The organism is Rhodococcus sp. Ni2, from assembly GCF_021352185.1.
In the GTDB taxonomy this organism is placed as follows: domain Bacteria; phylum Actinomycetota; class Actinomycetes; order Mycobacteriales; family Mycobacteriaceae; genus Rhodococcus_F; species Rhodococcus_F qingshengii.
Genome location: NZ_WOXZ01000001.1, coordinates 578795 through 599122, shown reverse-complemented (window position 1 = coordinate 599122; position 20328 = coordinate 578795). Strand labels below are relative to the sequence as shown.

Genomic DNA, 20328 nt, shown 5'->3' with positions numbered 1-20328 from the left:
CCGCTTTCCGATGCGTGATGTGAGCCAGTGCACGCGTACTTTGAGAGAGCACATTTTCCGAGGTTCCCCCGACGGGCACGATTTCGATGCCCCGGATGAACCGAACGACGAGGGGGATCCTCCGTGTCCGACCACGCGAATACACCAGACCTGACGAAGCCGTCCGGCGAAGACCCCCACCTCTCACGTCAGCTGTCCAACCGGCATATCCAGCTGATCGCCATCGGTGGTGCCATCGGCACCGGACTGTTCATGGGATCGGGCAAGACGATCTCGCTCGCCGGGCCTTCCGTGATCTTCGTGTACATGATCATCGGATTCATGCTCTTCTTCGTCATGCGGGCGATGGGGGAGCTGCTGCTCTCGAACATGGCGTACAAGTCGTTCTCCGACTTCGCCGCGGATCTGCTGGGCCCCTGGGCTGGATTCTTCACCGGCTGGACCTACTGGTTCTGCTGGATCGTCACCGGCATCGCGGACGTCATCGCGATTTCCGGGTACTTCAAGTACTGGTGGCCAGGGCTCGCGGCGTGGATTCCTGCTTTGCTGACGATCGCGGCGCTGTTGCTCCTCAATCTCCCGACCGTTCGCGCTTTCGGTGAAACCGAGTTCTGGTTCGCGCTGATCAAGATCATCGCCATCGTCAGCCTGATCGTCGTCGGCATCGTCATGGTCGTCTCCGGGTTCACGGCGCCGAACGGTGCCACCTCGGGTATCGACAACCTCTGGAACGACGGCGGGATGTTCCCGACCGGATTCATGGGCTTCGTCGCCGGCTTCCAGATCGCCGTGTTCGCCTTCGTGGGTATCGAGCTCGTCGGTACGACGGCAGCCGAGGCCAAGGACCCGGAGAAGAATCTGCCGAAGGCCATCAACTCCATCCCCATTCGTGTCCTGCTGTTCTACGTCGTTGCACTGACCGTGATCATCGCGGTGACTCCGTGGCGTGAAATCAGCGCAGACAAGAGTCCGTTCGTCGCCATGTTCACACTCGCCGGCCTCGGCATCGCTGCATCTGTCATCAACTTCGTCGTGCTGACCTCCGCGGCATCTTCGGCCAACTCGGGTATCTACTCCACCTCGCGCATGGTGTTCGGCCTTGCGCAGGAGGGCGACGCACCGAGGGCCCTCGGCAAGCTGAACTCACGCAAGGTCCCCGCGAACGCCCTGATGTTCTCGTGCATCTTCCTGCTGGCGTCGTTGATCCTGCTGTTCTCGGGCGATTCCGTGATCGAGGCCTTCACCATCGTCACGACCATTTCGGCGCTGCTGTTCATGTTCGTATGGACGATCATCCTGGCGAGCTACATGGTGTACCGGAAGCGTCGTCCGCACCTGCACGAGGCGTCGAAGTTCAAGATGCCCGGCGGCATCGTGATGTGCTGGGTCGTGCTCGCGTTCTTCGTCTTCATTCTCTGGGCACTGACAACCAAGGACGACACCCTGCAGGCACTTCTCGTCACGCCGATCTGGTTCGTGGTTCTGGGCATCGCGTGGGCGATCATCCGGCGTCGACCCGCTCACCGGGCACGATACGACGCATTCAAGTCAGAACTGGACGCCAGCCGACAGAACGGCGAGAAATAGTTTTGGTCAAGATCGGGTAACGGTGGCGGCCGCCTTGATCAAACTGTTACATTCTTCGGCAGACAGAGGAGCGGGCTTCATCAGAAGGACGCTGCACGCCGACGACTGACGGAGTACACACTGTGGGAAACCACCACCGCACGGGCAATGACGATGTTGTCTTCGAGATCGATCCCGAGGCAGCAAGCGGCCGCCACCGCACCCCGTCGGCTGGCCCTGGTGCCGGTGTCAAGGCAGGTGTCGTAGCTGCGGCTACCGGTGCGCTCCTCGTCGGTGCAGGCCAGATGGGTGCAGGAACCGCTGCTGCGGCGCCGGCAACACAGACCATCGCCGGCATCGAAATCCCGCAGGGTCTGCTTCCCGAGGGCGTTGTCGTTCCGGCTGAATTGGCGGCACTTCCGGCTCTCGACATCCCCGAGCTTCCCGATTTTGCTGCCGACCTCAACACGCAGGCACAGCAGTTCCTCGCTGGGATCAACCCCGGCACCTCAGCTCGTACCGTGCAGCCGGTGTCCGGAACGCTGACCTCCACCTTCGGTTCGCGCTGGGGAGCACACCACGGTGGCCTCGACATCGCGGCTCCGATCGGTACGCCGATTCTGGCTGCAGCCGACGGCCAGGTCATCGACGCCGGCCCGGCGTCAGGTTTCGGCCTCTGGGTCCGCGTCCAGCACGACGACGGCACGGTCACCACGTACGGCCACGTCAACGACTACCAGGTCAACGTCGGCCAGCGCGTCAACGCCGGCCAGCAGATCGCCACCGTGGGTAACCGTGGCCAGTCCACCGGCCCGCACCTGCACTTCGAGGTTGCCGAGAACGGCGCAAAGGTCGATCCCGCAGCGTGGCTGCAGGCTCGCGGCGTAGCTGTCACCTGGGTCGACAACTCGTAGAAGAAACTTTCGGAGAACTGCGGTGGCGTCGGGAAATTCTTCCCGGTGCCACCGCAGTTCTCGTTTGTCGGTGACACCGGACGGATAGCCTTCAGTGACGTTGATCGTCGAAGGGGGGAATGCGCAATGGGTGCAGAGGTCACGGCGCGAGAATTCACCAGAGCCGACCGTAGGCTCTTTCGTAAGAAGGTGCGCTCGTGCGTCGACGCCATGAAGCAGATGCTCGACGGTGGTGACTTCCGAGACGCCGTCGACAAGCCCGCTCCGCTGTTGGGCATGGAGATCGAGTTCAACCTCGTGACCGGCGACATGACGCCCGCGATGTCCAACCGTGAAGTGCTCGAATCCATCGACGACTCTGCGGTTTTCCAAACCGAGCTCGGACAATTCAACGTCGAGATGAACGTCGAGCCCGGCCCACTCACCGGTGATGCGACTTTCGAATTGGAGAAGAAACTGCGGGCGTCCCTCGACGTCGCAGACGCGCGAATCCACGCGCACGACGCCGAGATGGTGATGATCGGGATGCTGCCGACACTGCAGCTCGAGCATCTCGATCGTGAGTGGATCACCGCCAACCCGCGCTACGAATTGCTCAACGAGCAAATTTTTGCCGCGCGAGGAGAGGACATCGAACTCGACGTCGAAGGTGTCGCGCTACCCGGTGGCGACGTGGAAATCCTTCGGGCCGACACCAATTCGGTGGTGCCGGAGGCGGCTTGTACGTCCATGCAGTTGCACCTGCGCGTCGCGCCGGAAGAATTCGCAGCGCACTGGAATGCCGCGCAGTGTCTGGCCGGAGTACAGGTGGCGCTTGCGGCCAATTCCCCTTTCCTGGCAGGGAAGGCGCTTTGGCACGAATCACGCATTCCGATCTTCGAACAGGCAACGGACACCCGAACTTTCGAGCTCAAGAACCAAGGTGTGCGACCGCGAGTGTGGTTCGGTGAGCGGTGGATCCATTCGGTTCTCGACCTGTTCGAGGAGAATTCACGGTACTTCCCGGCGCTGCTCCCTGATGTCTCGGACACCGATCCACTGGAAGTGCTCGCGGCGGGCGGGGTTCCGGAGTTGAGCGAGCTTCAGATGCACAACGGCACGGTCTATCGCTGGAATCGGCCTGTCTACGACTGCTCGGATGGCAAGCCGCACTTGCGTATCGAGAATCGGGTGCTGCCGGCCGGGCCGACCGTCGTCGACATCATGGCCAATGCGGCCTTCTACTACGGAACCGTTCGCGCATTGGTGAACGCGGAGCGGCCACTGTGGTCGCACATGTCGTTCCATGCGGCCGAAGAGAACCTGCACATCGGCGCCAAGTACGGACTCGACGCCACCCTGTACTGGCCGGAGATCGGTTGGGTCGGTGCCGACGAGTTGGTCCTGCGAAGGCTGCTGCCGTTGGCGGACGAGGGTTTGGCCGACTTCGGATTGTCCGCCGCGGCCCGCGATCGGTACCTCGGCGTGATCGAAGGGCGGTGCATGAATCGGCAGACCGGTGCCGCCTGGCAACGCGAGCAAGTGGCGCACGCGGAGGCCTCGGGCGCGGACCGCTCGACTGCGCTCACCGGAATGCTCCGCGGTTACGTGGAGAACATGCGGACGGGAGATCCTGTTCACACCTGGTCCTGATTGCTCTGCTAATTCTCCTATCCGTCAACAGTTTCGGGGACCTAAGTCCCCGAAATGAAGAGGGGGCGACCCCAAAAAAGCCGGACAAGTGGGATGGTTAGAGTGAAAGTGGCTCGGTTACTTCTTCAGGAAGGTGGGCACATGAGTTCACGCGAACATAACAGTGTTGTTGTCGGAGTCGAGGGTTCGGACACTGCGTCCACAGCGCTCCGCGAGGCCGCGAAAATCGCCGCCCAGCGCGAATTGCGACTCGACATCATCCACGCTCTCGACTTCGCGCCTTACGGTTTCGGCGGACCGTACGTCGACGCGGGTGGGGTGTACGAATGGGTCGAAGAGGCCGGAAAAGCGATCTTGGCAGAGGCGGAACAATTCGCCCGTGAGATCGATCCGAAACTCGAAGTTCACACCGAAATCGCCATCGGCAGCGCAACTCAGTGGCTGATCGAGAGTTCGGCACAGGCCAGGCGGGTCGTTGTCGGAGCGTCGGCGTCAGGCAAGGCGGCGACAGCAGTCCTCGGCAATACCGCGGTCGGTGTGGCCAGTCACGGCAAGTGTCCGGTCATCGTCGTCCGAGACCGCGATGGTGCGGTGCCCTCGGAAGGACCCGTAGTGGTCGGCGTCGACGGCAGCGCATTGAGCGCCCAGGCCGTCGGTGCGGCTTTCGAGGAAGCGTCGTTCCGCGGAGTCGAGTTGGTGGCGTTGCACGTGTGGAGTGACCTCGGCAGTGCGGCATTCGAAGACCCGAGGGCCGCTGCGCTTGCCCCGCAGTCTCTCGAAGAGGAAGAGCACGCGGTACTCAGCGAGAGCTTGGCCGGATGGTCGGAGCAATACCCGGACGTGAAGGTCCGGCGCGAGGTATACCTCGACAACCCACGCGGACGGCTGTTGGACTGGTCGGCAAAAGCGCAGCTCGTCGTAGTCGGAAGCCGTGGTCGCGGTGGATTCCGCGGCATGTTGCTCGGCTCGACCAGCAACACCCTGATCGCTTCGGCCAAGTGCCCCGTCATGGTGGTTCGCCCCGAAGAATCCTGACCCTCGACAGGCTCTCCCACTACCCCGTTCATTTCGGTCATCGAATATGAACGGGGTAGTCACATGAATGCGGACTCAGGTTCCGTAGTGTTCGATGTGAGTAAGTGTTCGATGGGAGTACCACTGCTCGTGTGCGCGTCGCACACGGCAGCAATCGTCAGGATTGGGGTTACAACGTGCGTATCGGTATGGGTTTGAACTACAGCGGCGGGTTCGCCGAAACCGTCGAAGAGGTCGGTGACCTGGAGAAGGCGGGCCTCGACATCGCCTTCGTCCCGGAGGCGTATTCCTTCGACGCCGTCAGCCAGCTCGGTTACCTGGCGGCCAAGACGTCGACCATCGAACTCGCTTCGGGAATCTTTCAGATCTACACCCGTACCCCTTCGTTGACCGCCATGACGGCGGCGGGCCTGGACTTCGTCTCCAACGGTCGCTTCGTGATGGGACTGGGCGCTTCCGGACCGCAGGTGATCGAGGGGTTCCACGGCGTCAAGTACGACGCTCCGCTGGGACGCACACGTGAGGTCGTCGAGATCTGCCGTCAGGTATGGCGCCGCGAGAAGGTCGAGTACCAGGGCAAGTACTACCAGGTTCCCCTCCCCGCCGAGAAGGGCACCGGACTCGGAAAGCCGCTCAAGCTGATCAATCATCCTGTGCGTGAGCGCATCCCGATCCTGATCGCTTCGCTCGGACCCAAGAACGTCGAGCTGACGGCGGAAATCGCCGAAGGCTGGGAACCTATCTTCTTCCATCCGGAGAAGGCAGCAAGCGTGTGGGGTGAGCCGATCGCCAAGGGCAAGGCCAAGCGCGATCCGAGCCTCGGTGAGCTTCAGGTGTACGCGTCGCCGGCACTGGCCATCGGTGACGACGTCGACCACATGCTCGACTGGGTACGCCCGAGCCTTGCGCTCTACATCGGTGGCATGGGCGCCAAGGGCAAGAACTTCTACAACGATCTCGCGGTGCGCTACGGCTACGAAGAGGCCGCCGAGAAGATCCAGGATCTCTACCTCGCGGGCAAGAAGGACGAAGCCGCAGCAGCAGTGCCGGACGAACTGGTTCGCGCAGTGTCGTTGATCGGTCCCGAGAGCTACGTCAAGGAACGCGTCGCAGCCTTCGCCGAAGCCGGTGTCACGACGCTCAACGTCACGCCGTTGGCGGCCGACCGCAACGGCCGAGTGCAGCTGATCGAGAAGTTCCGCAAGATTTGTGACTGACCCTGCTGTGCGCCTTTATTAACCGCCGGCGGTTAACAAAGGCGCACAGCAGAGCAGGTGGTTCGGGATCTCCTGCGTACGAAACCCGATTTTGGGCGCTTGTTTACAGGACTTTTTTCACTTCTGACCGGTCGGGTTCTTCACCTAACGTGGATCGAGTAGCCAGGGTTTGCGTGCGAATCCGGCACCGGTGGCCTCGTTGACGCCCGAAAGGGATGTTGGCGGGGCCGTTGCCGCAGTCCACCCGAACACCCAATGTCCGATTCGGGACTCGCGTCGGCTGATGAATCCTTTTTGCCGTCATTGGGCAATAGTGTGAGGGCGAAGAGATTCTGTGGTCGATTGTGGAGGGACGAACATGAGTGCAACCAAACCCGTCGTCGTAGCGGTAGACGGTTCGGAATCGGCGTCGTCGGCTGTCGTCTGGGCGGCGAGGACCGCGGTGGCGCTCGGTCGACCGCTCCACATCGCGACGGTGGTGCACATCCCAGCCTTCTACTACTCCGAGCCTTACCTCGCCGAGAGCTTCAAGGACGAACTGCGGCGCACTGCCACCGCTCGTCTGGACAGCGCACAGATTCTCGCGCGGCAAAGCATCGACGACGACCTCGAGATCGTCACCGAACTACTCGACGGCAGCGTCTCCGATCGCCTGATCGAATTGTCCAAGGGCGCGTACATCATTGCGCTCGGCCCTCGCGGGCACGGCGAATTCACCGGATTGGTCGTCGGTTCTGCGACGGTCTCGGTTGTCTCGCACGGCGAATCTCCGGTTGCAGTTGTCCGAGGACGGACGCTCGACGGTCGGCCGCCGACCGAGGGCCCCGTCGTCGTCGGTGTCGATGGATCCGAAAGCAGCATCGAGGCAGTCGAGCACGCTTTCGAGCAGGCCTCCGCGCGGGGCGCCACCTTGATTGCCGTCAACGTGTGGAGCGACGTGAGTGTGCAGCCCTCGTTGGGTGCCACCCCCGACGACCCCCTGTGGAGCAGCATCCAGACGGGCGAGGAAGTTGTCCTCGCCGAGCAATTGGCCGGATTCACCGAGCGTTACCCGGACGTCGTCGTCGAAAGAGTCGTCGCGCGTGACCGTCCGGTCCGAGTCCTGAGCGAATACGCGGAGACGGCGCAGTTGATAGTCGTCGGCAGTCGCGGGCGCGGCGGATTCGCAGGAATGCTCCTCGGATCGACCAGTCGGGCGCTCCTGCACACCGCGGATTGCCCGGTTCTCATCGTCCGGCACGTCAACAAGTGAAGAGAATGCATTCCATGAGTTCTGAGTCCACCGTCTCCGGTACCGTTCGACGTGAGATGTCTTTTGGAGGGGTTCGATGACAACGCGGATATTCCTGGTCGACGATCACGAGATCGTCAGACGCGGATTGTTCGACCTACTCGGTGGGGTCGAGGACTTCGTGGTGGTGGGCGAGGCGGCGTCCGTGGGGGAAGCGCTGGCCGCGGTACCGCAGAGCAACGCCGACGTCGCTGTTCTGGACGTACGCCTGCCTGACGGCAACGGCGTCGAACTGTGCCGAGAACTCCGCTCGATGCTTCCCGACCTCCGCTGCCTGATGCTCACGTCGTACGCCGACGACGAGGCGTTGCTCGACGCGATCATGGCGGGCGCCTCGGGATTCGTCCTCAAGCAGATTCTCGGAACCGATCTGGTCGCTGCAGTCCGCACAGTCGGGCGCGGCGGTTCACTGCTCGACAGTCGTGCAACCGAGGCGCTGATGCAGCGGATCCGCAGCGACCGTACAGCTGATCCGTTGGCCGAACTTTCCGATCAGGAGCGAGCAGTCTTCGACCTCATCGGAGAAGGGCTCACCAACCGGGAGATCGGCGCGCGATTGTTCCTCGCGGAGAAGACGGTCAAGAACTACGTGACGCGTCTGCTCTCGAAGCTGGGCATGCAGCGTCGTACTCAGACTGCGGTGCTGGCGACCGAAATCCGTAGCGGCAGTCGCTAGGATCTAACGACCGGATTTCGGTCGATTCGAGTTGGTGCGACCGAGCGGTACTCGCCAGAGCAGGCGTGCACCGCTCGGATCGTGATTGACGATCGTGCACGTACCGCCGCAATGTTCGGCGCGGCGCTCCAGATTGTGCAGTCCACTCTTGTGGAAGTCGGAGGGGAGTCCGACGCCGTCGTCCTCGATCGTGATCGCAAATTCGACGTCCGCGGTGACAGCGATGGTGATGTGGCGTGCGTGTGCATGCCGAAGGACGTTGCTCAACCCCTCACGCAGCACGGCTTCGGCGTGCTGGTGGATCCCGGGATTCACCAGAGTGTCGATGGCGCCGGAGAATTGGACGCTCGGGGTAACAGCGGACTGTGCGGTGGCGTCGCCGATGACATCGAGGAGGCGCCGGCGCAGGCTCGACGAATCGGTGGCTGTGGGAGTCTGCAGATCGAAGATGGTTGTCCGGATCTCGCGGACTGTCTTGTCGAGCTGTTCGAGGGATCGTTTGACAATCGCGCGCGCCGACTCCGGGAGGGTCTCGTCCGGAAGCGTGCTCTGCAGGCTCATTCCGCTCGCGAACAGTCGCTGGATGACGTTGTCGTGCAGGTCTCGTGCGATGCGGTCGCGGTCGGCGAGAACGGACAACAGGCGTTGCGCCTTTTGTTTCTCGTCGAACTCGATTGCAACGGAGCCGAGTTCGGCCATCGACTCGATCCGGGTCAGTTCGTCGTGATCCCAGTGCGTGTTGGTGGAATTCGACGCCACGATGACCGCGCCGACTACACCCGAGGCGACGCACATCGGTGCCACGACCGCACTCCCAGCCGACGGCACCAGTTCGGTGAGTGCGCCTAAAGTGGTGAGTACCTGTAGCTTTCGAGTGCTCCGCACCACGTCGAACGGATAAGTGGTCGCCGGGATTCTGACTCCACGTGACGTGGTCCGGGCGCTGGCCGCGGCGTGAACCTGTGCGTAGCCGTTCTCGCAGATCACCACGATCACGTCGTCGACGCCGGTCAGGTCCCGAACGCGACTGGCAAGAAGTTGCAGGCCGTCCTCGAGCGAGTCACCGGCCAGCAACCGCGAGCGGATGGCAGATGTTGCGGTGAGCCATCTTTCACGAGTTCGTGACTGCTCGAACAGTCGGGCGTTTTCCACAGCGATACCGGCTGCGATGGCGAGGGCTTCGAGAATGACCTCGTCTTCCTGGGTGAACTCGGCCTGTCCCCGTTTCTCGGTCAGGTAGATGCTTCCGAACACCTTTCCCCGCATCATGATCGGCGCCCCGAGGAAGCTCTCCATCGGTGGATGATTTGCGGGGAATCCCACCGATTCGGGATGGTCGCCGAGATGGGCCACACGCAAAGTCTGCGGGTGATTCATCAGAACACCCAGCACGCCATGACCTTCGGGGAAATGTCCCATGGTCGCGCGTTGGGACCCGGAGATTCCCTCGTACACGAATTCCGAGAGCCCGCCCCCTGGCGCCGCGACCCCCAGGGCGCCGTAGCGGCAATCCAGAACCGTTGTCGCAGAGGTGATGATCCGTTGAAGCGTCAGGTCGAGGTCCAGGCCGGAGCCGACCACCAGGACCGCCTCGAGCAGGCGGTGGAGTGTCGGTATGTCGGCATTGGAATCGCCCAGGCGGTCGAGCAACTCGCCGAACGTACGTGCCGGACTGTGACCCGAAGCTTCGACCATGGTCGAAGCATATCGCCTCACCGAACGTCAGCTCTCCTGGCGGCGACCTTCCCACCACGACGACCAGTGATGCTTGATCTCGTCGAACTCGTCATCGCTCAGGTCGTAGGTGGTCAGCAGGATGGACATGCCTCCGTCGGGCCGCTGCGCCGTCACCGACTGGGTGGCGACAGACAGCAGGCCAGGGCCGAGATCCTCGACTGTCAACCCGAATTGGTGGTCGGTGACGTAGTCGACTACGCCTTCGAAATAGTCGCCGGGAGCGATTGTCACCGCGTACCGACTTCCCGCTTCCAATTCGATTTCGGTGAACCCGAGGACGCTTGCCACGTTCTCACCGGGGAGCAGAAGGCCGTCGAGATAAATGGTTTTACGCTCGGCCAGTCCGTGGTGCTCCACTGCGAATCTGAGCAGCTGGAGGAATGTCGTCCAGCCCTCGGTGATGTCGTCGTACCAGTCGTCGTCGGCAGATTTGGCCGGCCGATCGATGCGGACGACCGTCTTGCCGTCCTGTTCGCGAAGTGAGAAACGGTCGCCGTTTCCGAGTTTCAGCGTCAACGCTTCGGGGTCGGCCTCAGCGGTGGAGTAGATCTGGGTGATTTCGTCGTCGAGTCCGTCGTACTCCCAGCCGAACCAACGTCGAATCAGCGACGGGTCGCGCAGCGCGGGCCAGAGTACGGACGGGGCTGCGATGACGGACACTTCGATCACGGTTTCGCTCACGCGGAAGACGCTACCGATTTCAGCCCTTCATGGCGACGGTCAGTAGAAATGCAACGTCTTCGAGCGCTTCGACGCTGTGCCGGTCGGCCGGGACGGTCAGGAAATCACCCGTGGATCCTTTCCACTGGTCGCTCCCACATACAAGATTCAGCTTCCCGCTCAGTACCAACAATGTGGCTTCGCCCGGACTGTCGTGTTCGGCGAGGCTCTTGCCGGCGCTCAGCGCGATCACCGTTTGTCGCAGGCTGCGCTGGTGGCCGCCGTAGACGGTTTGTGAACTGCGACCGCTGGTCGCCGAGCCCGCCAGTTTCAACTGTTGGCGAGCGAGAGCGGTCAGTGACTTCTTGTCCATCGAAGACCTCTCGGAAGCGGTGAATGTCCTTCTTGGAGTATGACCGACTCACTCGCGAGGTGCCTCGTTATCGGCGGAAGTCGGTCAGCGCGTGTACTCCAACCAGCGGAAGCGCAGGCCGCTCTTCTCCGAGGTCTGCCAGGGCTCGTCGGATTTCAGGTTCCATTCGGGGCCGATCTCGGGAGCAAAAGCATCACCGGCGATGTCGAGGTCGATCTCGGTCACCAGTAGATGCGTCGCGAATGGCAGTGCAGCCGAATAAATTTGCCCGCCACCGACGACGAAGACGTCACCGTCCGGCAACGCCAGGGCGTCGTCCAGACTGCGGACCACCTCGGCGCCTTCGGCGTGCCATTGCGGATCGCGTGTGACGACGATGTTCCGACGCCCGCTGAACGGACGGAACTTCGATGGAATGGAGTCCCAGGTGCGCCGCCCCATGATTACCGGATGGCCCATGGTGACGCGTTTGAAGTAAGCCATGTCCTCGGACACGCGCCACGGGATCGAGTTGTCGGCGCCGATGACGCCGCCGTGGGCCTGCGCCCAGATGAGGGTGACTGTGCGATCGGTCATCGTCAGACCGCTACCGGTGCTTTGATCGCGGGGTGGTGCTGGTAGTCGACGATCTCCACGTCCTCGAAGGTGTAGTCGAAGATGGAGTCGCGCTTGTTCAGCTTCAGGGTCGGCAACGGCAGCGGTTCGCGGCCGAGCTGCTCGGTCACCTGGTCGACGTGATTGTCGTAGATGTGGCAGTCGCCGCCGGTCCAGACGAACTCGCCGACGTCGAGTCCGGCCTGCTGGGCCATCATGTGGGTGAGCAGCGCGTAGCTGGCGATGTTGAACGGAACGCCGAGGAACATGTCGGCGCTGCGCTGGTACAGCTGGCAGGAGAGCTTGCCGTCGGCGACGTAGAACTGGAAGAAAGCGTGGCACGGCGCCAGGGCCATCTGCGGAATGTCGGCGACGTTCCACGCCGAAACGATGATCCGCCGCGAATCGGGGTTGGAGCGCAGAGCCTCGACGGTCTGCGTGATCTGGTCGATGTGCTCGCCCGAAGGGGTGGGCCAGCTACGCCACTGGACGCCGTAGACGGGGCCGAGTTCACCGTTCTCGTCGGCCCACTCGTCCCAGATGGAGACGCCGTGCTCGTGCAGCCACGCCACGTTGGAGTCGCCGCGCAGGAACCACAGGAGTTCGTTGACTATCGACTTGAGGTGGACCTTCTTGGTGGTGACGAGCGGAAAGCCGTCGGCAAGATCGAAACGCATCTGGTGACCGAAGATGCTGCGGGTGCCGGTTCCGGTTCGATCGGATTTGGCGGTACCCGTCTCCATGACGAGCCGGAGGAGGTCTTCGTAAGCAGTGGAGACAGTCACGGGAATCAGTCTAGGGCCTGCCCTGCTGTGCGCCTTTATTAACCTCCGGCGGTTAATAAAGGCGCACGGCAATATAGCCTCGGCACATGCGCGAACTCTTGGTGATCGGTATCGGTGCTGGTGATCCCGACCAGGTGACGGTTCAGGCGATCAAGGCCATGAACAGGGCCGATACCTTCTTCATCATCGGAAAGGGTGACGAGAAGCAGGCCCTGGTCGACTTGCGTACCGGCATACTCGACGAGCACGTTCACCTCGACTACAAGGTGGTCGAGATCACGGACCCGCCGCGGGACCGAACCCCGACCGACTACGAGGGCGTCGTCGAGGACTGGCACGAGCGTCGGGCCGCGAAATTCGAAGCGGAATTCGCGGCCGAACCTGGCGTCGGCGCGATTCTCGTCTGGGGTGACCCTTCCCTCTACGACAGCACTCTGCGGATCGTCGAGCGCGTGCTCGCTCGCGGGAGAGTTTCGTTCGACTACTCCGTCATCCCGGGAATCACCAGCGTGCAGTCGCTGGCTGCACAACACCGGATCGTCCTGAACCGAATCGGCGAACCCATCCACATCACGACCGGCCGCAAACTGGCCGAGGGATTGCCCGACGGCGTGGACAATGCCGTCGTGATGCTCGACGCGCATTGCACCTTCACTCAGGTAAGCGAAAACGACGCCGAGATCTGGTGGGGCGCGTACCTCGGGACCCCGGACGAGGAGTTGATTTCCGGCAAACTGCGTGACGTCGAAGATCGGATCGTCGCTCGCCGGGCGGAGTTGCGTGAGAAGCACGGTTGGATCATGGACACGTACCTCGTTCGGCGCTGACAACCGACCCTGAATTTGCCGCCTCGATCCTGCACTCTTGATCCCGAACGACGGTCTGCGCACCTATGATCTGCGCATGACATCGTTCGGGCAGGACCGACTGCAGTCGATTCTGCCCGCGCCGCGTGGCCGTGAAAAATCAGCTGTGAAGTCGGCTTTCGACCTTCTGGTTCAGTGGTATCGGCGTCCTGATCAATTCGACAGTTTCAATCGATACCTCGCCACGAAGGGCCTGGAGCTAGCTGTCCGATTGCTGGTCATCGGCTCGCTGACGACGGTCATCATTGCGATGACTCTGCTGCGCTTCAGCGACGCGGGCGTGCACAACCACGTCACCAGCGTCGTCAACGCCGTCATCATCGCCGTCACGATTGCGGTGATCGTGCTCTTCTGCCTTCTGCCCGAAATCACGCGTCGGTGGTCGTACTTCTTTGTCGCCTACTGCGAGGTCGGCGTATTCGTCGGTGTGTTCTTGAACAACGACCCTTTCATCGGGTTGATCCAGTGTGTGCTCTTCGTACTGATCGGTGGTTACATCGCGTACTTTCACAACGCGAGACTCCAGGCGGTTCACATCGCGCTGTCCATCGTGGTTCTGGCAGTGGTCGGCCGAAAGGTTGCGGTCTACGCGGATCCTGCGTTGGCCACCGCACTGTGTCTGATCATCGCCACCGGGATCGTGGTCATCCCGTTCGCCTGCCAGTTCGTCCTCTCACTTCTCGGCTCCGACGCGGACAGTTCGGACGTGGATCCGTTGACAGGGCTTCTGAATCGGCGCGGGCTGCAGCGAGCTGTTGTCGAAATGGGGGCGACGGGGCATGCGTCGAGCAAGTCGTCGTATGTCGTCGCGATTGTCGATGTCGATTCGTTCAAGAGCGTCAACGACTCACAGGGGCACGAAGAAGGCGATCTCGTACTTCGCCAGATTGCTGATCGACTGCGGTGGTGCGGCGGCGAGAAGGCGCTCTTCGCCAGATTCGGTGGGGACGAGTTCGTGTTGGTAGACACGATAGACGTCGGCGCAGCGCCTGCGTTCGAAGACAATCTGCGAAGGCACTTGCGAATCGACGATCGTGATCCGGTAGTGACCACCAGCGTCGGAGTCGCGATCACCTCTGCCGAATGGTCGTCGATTATTTCCGACGAGGAGTTGACGGAACTGTTTCGAGTAGCCGATGCCTCGATGTACCGCGCGAAGGCCGCCGGCGGCGATCAGGTTGTGATGTGGGACGGCAAACAGTGAAAATTGTCTGATTGCGGGGAGTTGACTGGATTACCCTGACCCTATGGAATCTGCCGAGAGTGTTGAGCGTTCGGACGCCGTGGCGTCTCGACGACCGCTCTCGGGTCCCGCGTTCCGGCTGATCTCTTCTCAACTTGTCGATTGGTATCGGCGTCCGGACCAATTCGACACCTTCAATCGCTATCTCGCGGACAAAGGGTTGACCGTCGCCTCGCGGTTTCTCGTCGTCTGCTCGTTGGTGCTGGTCACCGTGATCATGTTCCTCACTCGCTTCAGTCCACAGGGACCGACCACTTCGCACGCGCGCACCGCGAACGCAGTCATCATGGTCATAACCGTGATGATGGCCGTCGCCCTCTCGACGAGGCGCAATCTCTCCCGTTCCTGGTCTTACGCCTTTGTGCTCTACTCGGAAGTGGGAATAGCGGCCGCAATGCTGCTGTACTCCAATCCACTTGCAGCACTGGCACACGCCGTGATGTTCTCGGTGATCGGCGGATACATCGCGTTCTTCCACAATGCTCGAATACAGAGCCTTCACATGTTGTGGGTACTCGTCGTGGTCATCGGCATCGTGACACGTACGGCGGTGGTCGAAAACGATGTGGATGCTCCGGTTCTGGTCGCGTTGGTAGTACTGGTCGGCGCGGCAATCTACGTGATTCCCTTTGCCTGTCAGTTCATTTTCTCCATCCTCGGCACCGACGCGTTGAACTCGCAATTGGACCCACTGACGGGACTGCTCAACAGGAGGGGACTGGCCGACGAAGTACGACTGTTGCTGGAGCGGTCGTACACGCACTCGGCGCTCTTGGTAGTCGCCGCCGTCGACATCAATCGATTCAAGGCCATCAACGACGAGTACGGACATACCGTCGGTGACGCTGTGATCGAAAAAGTCGGATCGAGGCTGGTCGAATGCGCCGGCCCGGCGGCCTTGATCGCACGGATAGGCGGCGACGAGTTCGTCATCGTCGATTCGGTCGATCAACGCTCGTTCCATCGACTCGAACATGAGCTACTCCGTTCGACGATCACCTCGCCCGATCATCCCGAGGTGGCGATGAGCGTCGGAATCGCGAAGATTGCAGGGCCTTTCGAATCAGCGGATGATGCGCTGGTCGCATACCCGACTCTGCTGCGGCGAGCGGATCGGGCGATGTACTCCGCGAAGGCACGCGGTGGGCATTCGGTGGTGCTGCAGACGGAAACGGACTGAGCGCGCTGTGAGTGTCCGTGGTCGGCGTTAGTCTGTTGCCATGCCTGAACTACCCGAGGTGGAAGCGCTGGCAGGTTTCCTTCGTCAGCACGCGGTCGGCGCAGTGGTGGGACGCGTCGACATCGCTGCATTGAGTGTGCTCAAGACCTTCGATCCGCCGATCACTGCTCTGCAGGGGCGTGACGTCACGGGCGCCGCCCGCTTCGGGAAGCATCTGGCTCTGGATTGCGACGGGTTGTGGTTGGTCACGCATCTCTCCCGTGCCGGCTGGATGCGCTGGCTGGACAATCCATCGGCGACGCCGCCGAAGCCGGGGAAGGGGCCGTTGGCGCTGCGCGTTCATTTCTTCACACCCGAAGGGTTGACGCCGGCATTCGATCTCACCGAAGCCGGCACCAAGAAACGCCTCGCCGTCTGGGTCGTGAACGATCCGCAGGAGGTTCCGGGCATCGCCCGGTTGGGGCCGGACGCGATGGCTGTGACCGAAGCCGAGTTCGCACAGATTCTGGGCGGAACGTCGGCGCGGATCAAGAACTCGATAGTCGAGCAGTCGTTGATCGCCGGTATCGGGAACGCCTACTCGGACGAGATCCTCCACACCGCGAAACTCTCGCCTTTCGCGACCTCGTCGCGGCTGACGCCGGATCAGATTTCGACGTTGTATGCCGTGATGCGATCTACGCTGGCCGACGCGATCGAGCGTTCGGAAGGTCAGGACGCGGCCCGGCTCAAAGGTGAGAAACGCTCGGGGATGCGAGTGCATGCTCGTACCGGACTTCCGTGCCCGGTGTGCGGTGACGTCGTACGCGAAGTGTCGTTCGCGGAGCGCTCTTTTCAATACTGCGCGACGTGCCAGACCGGCGGTAAACCGTTGGCGGACAGGCGAATGTCGAAACTGCTCAAGTAGCGAACTGCGCTGCGAGTAGTTCGACGAACTCGCGGGCGAGCGCCGACGAATGGGTGGGTTCGGTGATTGCGTGGACGATCCGATGCGGCGCATCGGTGATCGGAATACAGACCAATTCGGGGTGCAGGGCGCTCATGGACTGGGGGAGCAAACCTACGCCCAGGCCGTTGGCGGTCAGTGAACAGATCAGGTCTACCGAGTTGGCTTCAAGTGTTTTTCCCCGAGGGACCTGTGATTCGGCGAAGGCTTGGTCGGTTTGGACACGGGCCTCGCTGCCGGAGGCGAAGTCCACGAGAGTGTGATCGCGTAGGTCTTCGAGCCTGATCGACGAAGCCTGGGCGAAGGGATGGTCAGGAGCAACGAACGCTGCGGTGGGTTCACTCCACAGCGGTGCGGCGGCAAAGCTCTTGGGTAGGCGACCTGCGGCCAATCCGACAATGCCGACGTCGATTGCACCGGACCGGACTCCCTCGATAACTACTTCACTGCCGTACGGTCGCGCGGTGATGTTGATTGCAGGGTGGCGCCGTGTCAGATCTGCCAGCGCGCGTCCGACGTCGACGCGCCCCGCCGAGGTGATGGTGCCGACCGTCAACCGCACTTGCTCGTTGCTCCGTGCCGAGACATCACTGACGAGTCTCGACACGGCGCCGAGTACCTCGCGGGAGCGGGCGACAAAAACCTCGCCTGCAGCAGTCAGGCCGACGTTTCGGCTGTTCCGGTTGAACAATTCGACTCCCAGTTCCTTTTCGAGGTCTCTGATCTGGGCACTCAAGGCGGACTGGGAAACGTGCAACCGCGACGCTGCTCGGCTGAAGTGTCTGTCTTCCGCGACTGCCAGGGCGTAGCGGATGTGACGTAGTTCCATTGCACCAATCTATCGTTTCTGGAGATAGATCATGCATATCTATCTATTAGACGCGCGTCGGTGTAGGCGGTCATGCTTGACGACATGATTTCAAGCGACGCGCGTCCGAGGCTCGGACTACCGATAGTGCTGCTGATGGCTGCGGCGACGGGCCTGTGCGCGGGCGGTAACTATTTCAACCAGCCACTCCTCGATTCCATCGCAGATCACCTGAATGTGTCGGCCTCCGCAGCGGCCGCGACGGTGACCATCGCGCAGGTCGCGTATGCACTCGGATTGATACTTCTGGTTCCGGTGGGCGACATGGTGGACCGACGCAAGCTGACGGTAGGGCTCATGCTGCTGGCGGCGACCGGTCAAGCGGTCAGCGGATTTGCGCCCAACTTTGCCACGCTGGCAGTGGGAATCGCTGTCGCTGGAGTCTTTTCGGTCGCTGCCCAGGTGCTCATTCCGTTTGCCGCCTCACTGGCCGAACCTGAGAGGTCCGGTCAGGTGGTCGGCACGATCATGAGCGGACTGCTGATCGGAATCCTGCTGGCGCGCAGCGTTGCCGGCGTCCTCTCCGGACTGGGAGGTTGGTCGACGGTATACAAGGTTGCGGCGGTGCTGATGGTGGTGATGGCCGTGGCATTGTGGCGATCTCTGCCTTCCGATTCCGCAGATCGCCCGAAGGCAAGCTACCGCGCAACGCTCGCTTCGGTAGGGAAGTTGGCTGCGACCTTGCCGCGCCTGAGAACCCGATCGGCCATGGGCGGACTGGCTTTTGCTGCTGTCAGCACCGTCTTCACGACGATGGCCTTTCTTCTGTCCGGCGAATTCGGCTACAGCGACACTCAAATCGGCTTGGTCGGACTACTCGGTGTGGCGGGAGCTTTGATGGCGACGGTGGCGGGCAGACTGGCCGATCGGGGATTGGGTCAGCTGGCGACCGGCGGCGCCATCGCGATTCTCTTGGTGTCGTGGCTTCCCTTTGTCGCCGGTGCCACCCACGTGGTGTGGTTTCTCGTTGCCATCGTCCTTGCCGACCTCGCGCTGCAGGGAGTGCACGTCAGCAACCAGAACGTGATCTACGCCCTTGTCCCCGAAGCGCGTTCGCGTGTGAATTCCGTGTACATGACCACCTACTTCGTCGGTGCTGCCGTGGGCTCGGCGGTGGGGTCAGTGGTGTGGAAGTCGTACGGCTGGAACGGAGTATGCATCGCCGGGTTGGTCTTCTCCGTTGCAACGGCGATGGTGTGGGTGCATGATCGCCGACTGGAGACGGCTGAACTGCGAATCCCGGAATCCCCTGTTGCAGTGGGGTAGGCACCCACACCTTCTCGGCTCCAGCACCTTTCAGATTTCGGCACCGTCCACCAGGATCTTGCCGACGCGTTCGGGATAGAACGACACGTGGTCGTCGATCCCGGACGCTTCGGCGGTAGTGAACGGATAGAACCACGCCAGATCCTCGATCGGAGCGAGTTCGGTTGTGCCGGTGAACGACAGATACGACGCAGTGCCCTTGTAGGGGCAGGCCGTGGTGGTCGGGGACGGCGCAAAGTACTCGCTGTGAACGTCGATTCTCGGAATGTAGTACCGCGTGGGCAGTCCGGTTTCGAAGAGCAGTCTGGGTCGTCTCGTCTCGGCGACCAGTACGTCGCCGACAAAAACCCGGACGTGGCGGGACGAGGGGAGTGCGTCGATACGTACGTATGGATCGCGGGCGTGGACAAAGACCTGTTGATCCTCCTCGTACCAGGCGTCCATGCGATCCCAATAGAATGCGACGTACTCACTCAGATCCAGGGAACCGTCGAACTGTTCAGGGTAGGTCCAGACGGCGTCCTCGGCCCGGCGATCCCCGATCTCGATCGTCCAGTAGGTGGCGTCACCTTTCCATGGGCAATGGGTGGTCGTCGACGTCGGGACGAGGAATTCGGTACGAACGTCCGCGAGGGGGATGTAGTACATCGGCAGGCGGCCGCGTTCGAAAAGGTATACCGAACGAGTGGTGTCTGCGACGGCGTGACCAGCGAAGAAGGCTCGAATTCGGCGGGGGTTCGACTCCAGTGCGATCCGCCCGTTGGAAGCTGTGATCTGTGTGTCTTCTGCGTGAGTCAGTGCTGTGGACATTCGCGAATGCTCCTGAGATCGGCAGGGTGGTCCTTCCCATCCTGCGCCCGGCAGCAGTTATTTGACAGGTTGGAGTCGAAATACGCGGATCTGGCGCCCGAATGCTCGATCGGCGTAGGTTTCGTACGGCGGCCACGTGGTGGTCGCGAGCTCCCACAGCTTCTTACGCGTGGCGCCCTCCGCCAGACTCGCACCGACCGGTATTTCGACGCCCTTCACTGTCACGATTGCGGTGGGGTTTGCCATCAAATTGAGTGTCCATGCTGGATGCGTATCCTGCCCCCAGTTCGAACCGACGACGACAAACGCATCGCCGTCGGGTGCGTACAGGAGTGGCGTGGTTCGAGAACGGCCGGTCTTACGGCCCGTCGTGGTGAGCAGTAGCTGAGTCACGGTGTTCTCTCCGACCAGCGAGAGCTTGCCTCCCGACACTCTCTGCACTGCTCGATCGAGCGGAACCAGATCCTTGCCGAGATCCGAGAACCATTGTGTATGGCCGACATTGCGCATCAATGACCGGTAGATATTGCGCATCGGACCCCTCGCATTCTCGGCACTGTTTCGAGGCTGGTGCACCTCGACTCGAAAGAGTCTGCCACGTCTGGTCACAGATACCTGAGTCCCAAGGTCCCGAAAGGAATGAAGCGGTCAGCCGAATTCGGTTTTGGT

General features: G+C 61.8%; 20 protein-coding genes. 12 read left to right on the top strand and 8 right to left on the bottom strand.

The features are described 5' to 3' along the window. Positions 1-123: 123 nt before the first annotated feature. The 7 genes from cycA (at position 124) to GN300_RS02760 (ending at position 8331) form a co-directional block, all read left to right on the top strand. Positions 124-1587: a D-serine/D-alanine/glycine transporter gene (gene cycA / locus GN300_RS02790; protein ID WP_063315939.1), complete on the top strand. Its 1464-nt coding sequence runs from the start codon at positions 124-126 to the stop codon at positions 1585-1587. Positions 1588-1709: 122 nt separating this feature from the next. Then, on the top strand, positions 1710-2480 hold the full coding sequence (locus GN300_RS02785) for a M23 family metallopeptidase (RefSeq protein WP_003946431.1): 771 nt from the start codon (positions 1710-1712) through the stop codon (positions 2478-2480). 126 nt (positions 2481-2606) lie between these two features. Next, positions 2607-4112 (top strand): glutamate-cysteine ligase family protein, encoded by a 1506-nt coding sequence (locus GN300_RS02780; protein ID WP_050654664.1) that lies wholly within the window; start codon positions 2607-2609, stop codon positions 4110-4112. A 141-nt stretch (positions 4113-4253) separates the two neighbouring features. Next, entirely contained in the window at positions 4254-5147 is an 894-nt protein-coding gene (locus tag GN300_RS02775; protein WP_007727672.1) for a universal stress protein, read from the top strand. Between the two features lie 176 nt (positions 5148-5323). Continuing rightward, complete coding sequence (locus GN300_RS02770) at positions 5324-6364, top strand: LLM class F420-dependent oxidoreductase (protein WP_007727670.1); 1041 nt, start codon at positions 5324-5326, stop codon at positions 6362-6364. 358 nt (positions 6365-6722) lie between these two features. Then, positions 6723-7616: a universal stress protein gene (locus tag GN300_RS02765; RefSeq protein ID WP_003946389.1), complete on the top strand. Its 894-nt coding sequence runs from the start codon at positions 6723-6725 to the stop codon at positions 7614-7616. Positions 7617-7692: 76 nt separating this feature from the next. Further along, entirely contained in the window at positions 7693-8331 is a 639-nt protein-coding gene (locus GN300_RS02760) for a response regulator transcription factor (RefSeq protein WP_063315940.1), read from the top strand. Positions 8332-8334: 3 nt separating this feature from the next. Here the strand turns inward: GN300_RS02760 and GN300_RS02755 are convergent, their stop codons facing one another. The 5 genes from GN300_RS02755 to GN300_RS02735 all read right to left on the bottom strand — a co-directional run bounded on the left by GN300_RS02755 (position 8335) and on the right by GN300_RS02735 (position 12480). Continuing rightward, entirely contained in the window at positions 8335-10026 is a 1692-nt protein-coding gene (locus tag GN300_RS02755) for a GAF domain-containing protein (RefSeq protein WP_042921348.1), read from the bottom strand. Positions 10027-10053: 27 nt separating this feature from the next. Beyond that, positions 10054-10749 carry a hypothetical protein gene (locus GN300_RS02750; RefSeq protein ID WP_063315941.1) on the bottom strand — a complete coding sequence of 232 codons (696 nt, stop codon included), beginning with the start codon at positions 10747-10749 and terminating at the stop codon, positions 10054-10056. 19 nt (positions 10750-10768) lie between these two features. Further along, entirely contained in the window at positions 10769-11101 is a 333-nt protein-coding gene (locus tag GN300_RS02745; protein WP_003946336.1) for a cupin domain-containing protein, read from the bottom strand. A gap of 84 nt (positions 11102-11185) precedes the next feature. Next, the gene (locus GN300_RS02740; protein ID WP_003946393.1) at positions 11186-11677 is read right to left on the bottom strand and encodes a dihydrofolate reductase; all 492 of its coding nucleotides are present in this window, start codon (positions 11675-11677) and stop codon (positions 11186-11188) included. Between the two features lie 2 nt (positions 11678-11679). Then, a complete protein-coding gene (locus GN300_RS02735; RefSeq protein WP_054188824.1) occupies positions 11680-12480 on the bottom strand; it encodes a thymidylate synthase in 801 nt (266 codons plus the stop codon). Between the two features lie 86 nt (positions 12481-12566). Between GN300_RS02735 and cobF the strand changes: the two genes are divergently transcribed. From cobF to GN300_RS02715, 4 genes are all read left to right on the top strand, one after another. Further along, a complete protein-coding gene (gene cobF, locus GN300_RS02730; RefSeq protein ID WP_003946376.1) occupies positions 12567-13307 on the top strand; it encodes a precorrin-6A synthase (deacetylating) in 741 nt (246 codons plus the stop codon). A gap of 76 nt (positions 13308-13383) precedes the next feature. After that, positions 13384-14550 (top strand): GGDEF domain-containing protein, encoded by a 1167-nt coding sequence (locus GN300_RS02725; protein ID WP_223304416.1) that lies wholly within the window; start codon positions 13384-13386, stop codon positions 14548-14550. A gap of 43 nt (positions 14551-14593) precedes the next feature. Beyond that, positions 14594-15769 carry a diguanylate cyclase gene (locus tag GN300_RS02720; RefSeq protein WP_063315942.1) on the top strand — a complete coding sequence of 392 codons (1176 nt, stop codon included), beginning with the start codon at positions 14594-14596 and terminating at the stop codon, positions 15767-15769. A gap of 40 nt (positions 15770-15809) precedes the next feature. Continuing rightward, complete coding sequence (locus GN300_RS02715; protein WP_007727653.1) at positions 15810-16676, top strand: Fpg/Nei family DNA glycosylase; 867 nt, start codon at positions 15810-15812, stop codon at positions 16674-16676. On the opposite strand, the gene GN300_RS02710 is transcribed toward GN300_RS02715, so the two are convergent. Beyond that, complete coding sequence (locus GN300_RS02710; protein ID WP_007727651.1) at positions 16669-17544, bottom strand: LysR family transcriptional regulator; 876 nt, start codon at positions 17542-17544, stop codon at positions 16669-16671. The genes GN300_RS02715 and GN300_RS02710 overlap by 8 nt on opposite strands. Before the next feature lie 72 nt (positions 17545-17616). Here GN300_RS02710 and GN300_RS02705 point away from each other — a divergent pair, with 72 nt between their 5' ends. Beyond that, positions 17617-18849 (top strand): MFS transporter, encoded by a 1233-nt coding sequence (locus GN300_RS02705; protein WP_042921334.1) that lies wholly within the window; start codon positions 17617-17619, stop codon positions 18847-18849. Between the two features lie 30 nt (positions 18850-18879). Here the strand turns inward: GN300_RS02705 and GN300_RS02700 are convergent, their stop codons facing one another. Both GN300_RS02700 and GN300_RS02695 read right to left on the bottom strand, forming a co-directional pair. Beyond that, positions 18880-19659 (bottom strand): DUF427 domain-containing protein, encoded by a 780-nt coding sequence (locus GN300_RS02700; protein ID WP_063315943.1) that lies wholly within the window; start codon positions 19657-19659, stop codon positions 18880-18882. Positions 19660-19716: 57 nt separating this feature from the next. Beyond that, positions 19717-20193, bottom strand: a complete 477-nt coding sequence (locus GN300_RS02695) for a nitroreductase/quinone reductase family protein (RefSeq protein ID WP_003946395.1) — start codon at positions 20191-20193, stop codon at positions 19717-19719. Between the last annotated feature and the right edge of the window lie 135 nt (positions 20194-20328).

Bases quoted from the DNA above. Each gene is read 5' to 3' on its own strand.
- GN300_RS02780 (WP_050654664.1), top strand. From the start codon at position 2,607: ATGGGTGCAGAGGTCACGGCGCGAGAATTCACCAGAGCCGACCGTAGG.
- GN300_RS02775 (WP_007727672.1), top strand. From the start codon at position 4,254: ATGAGTTCACGCGAACATAACAGTGTTGTTGTCGGAGTCGAGGGTTCG.
- GN300_RS02765 (WP_003946389.1), top strand. From the start codon at position 6,723: ATGAGTGCAACCAAACCCGTCGTCGTAGCGGTAGACGGTTCGGAATCG.
- GN300_RS02760 (WP_063315940.1), top strand. From the start codon at position 7,693: ATGACAACGCGGATATTCCTGGTCGACGATCACGAGATCGTCAGACGC.
- GN300_RS02755 (WP_042921348.1), bottom strand. From the start codon at position 10,026: ATGGTCGAAGCTTCGGGTCACAGTCCGGCACGTACGTTCGGCGAGTTG.
- GN300_RS02745 (WP_003946336.1), bottom strand. From the start codon at position 11,101: ATGGACAAGAAGTCACTGACCGCTCTCGCTCGCCAACAGTTGAAACTG.
- GN300_RS02740 (WP_003946393.1), bottom strand. From the start codon at position 11,677: ATGACCGATCGCACAGTCACCCTCATCTGGGCGCAGGCCCACGGCGGC.
- cobF (WP_003946376.1), top strand. From the start codon at position 12,567: ATGCGCGAACTCTTGGTGATCGGTATCGGTGCTGGTGATCCCGACCAG.
- GN300_RS02725 (WP_223304416.1), top strand. From the start codon at position 13,384: ATGACATCGTTCGGGCAGGACCGACTGCAGTCGATTCTGCCCGCGCCG.
- GN300_RS02720 (WP_063315942.1), top strand. From the start codon at position 14,594: ATGGAATCTGCCGAGAGTGTTGAGCGTTCGGACGCCGTGGCGTCTCGA.
- GN300_RS02715 (WP_007727653.1), top strand. From the start codon at position 15,810: ATGCCTGAACTACCCGAGGTGGAAGCGCTGGCAGGTTTCCTTCGTCAG.
- GN300_RS02710 (WP_007727651.1), bottom strand. From the start codon at position 17,544: ATGGAACTACGTCACATCCGCTACGCCCTGGCAGTCGCGGAAGACAGA.
- GN300_RS02705 (WP_042921334.1), top strand. From the start codon at position 17,617: ATGCTTGACGACATGATTTCAAGCGACGCGCGTCCGAGGCTCGGACTA.
- GN300_RS02700 (WP_063315943.1), bottom strand. From the start codon at position 19,659: ATGTCCACAGCACTGACTCACGCAGAAGACACACAGATCACAGCTTCC.
- GN300_RS02695 (WP_003946395.1), bottom strand. From the start codon at position 20,193: ATGCGCAATATCTACCGGTCATTGATGCGCAATGTCGGCCATACACAA.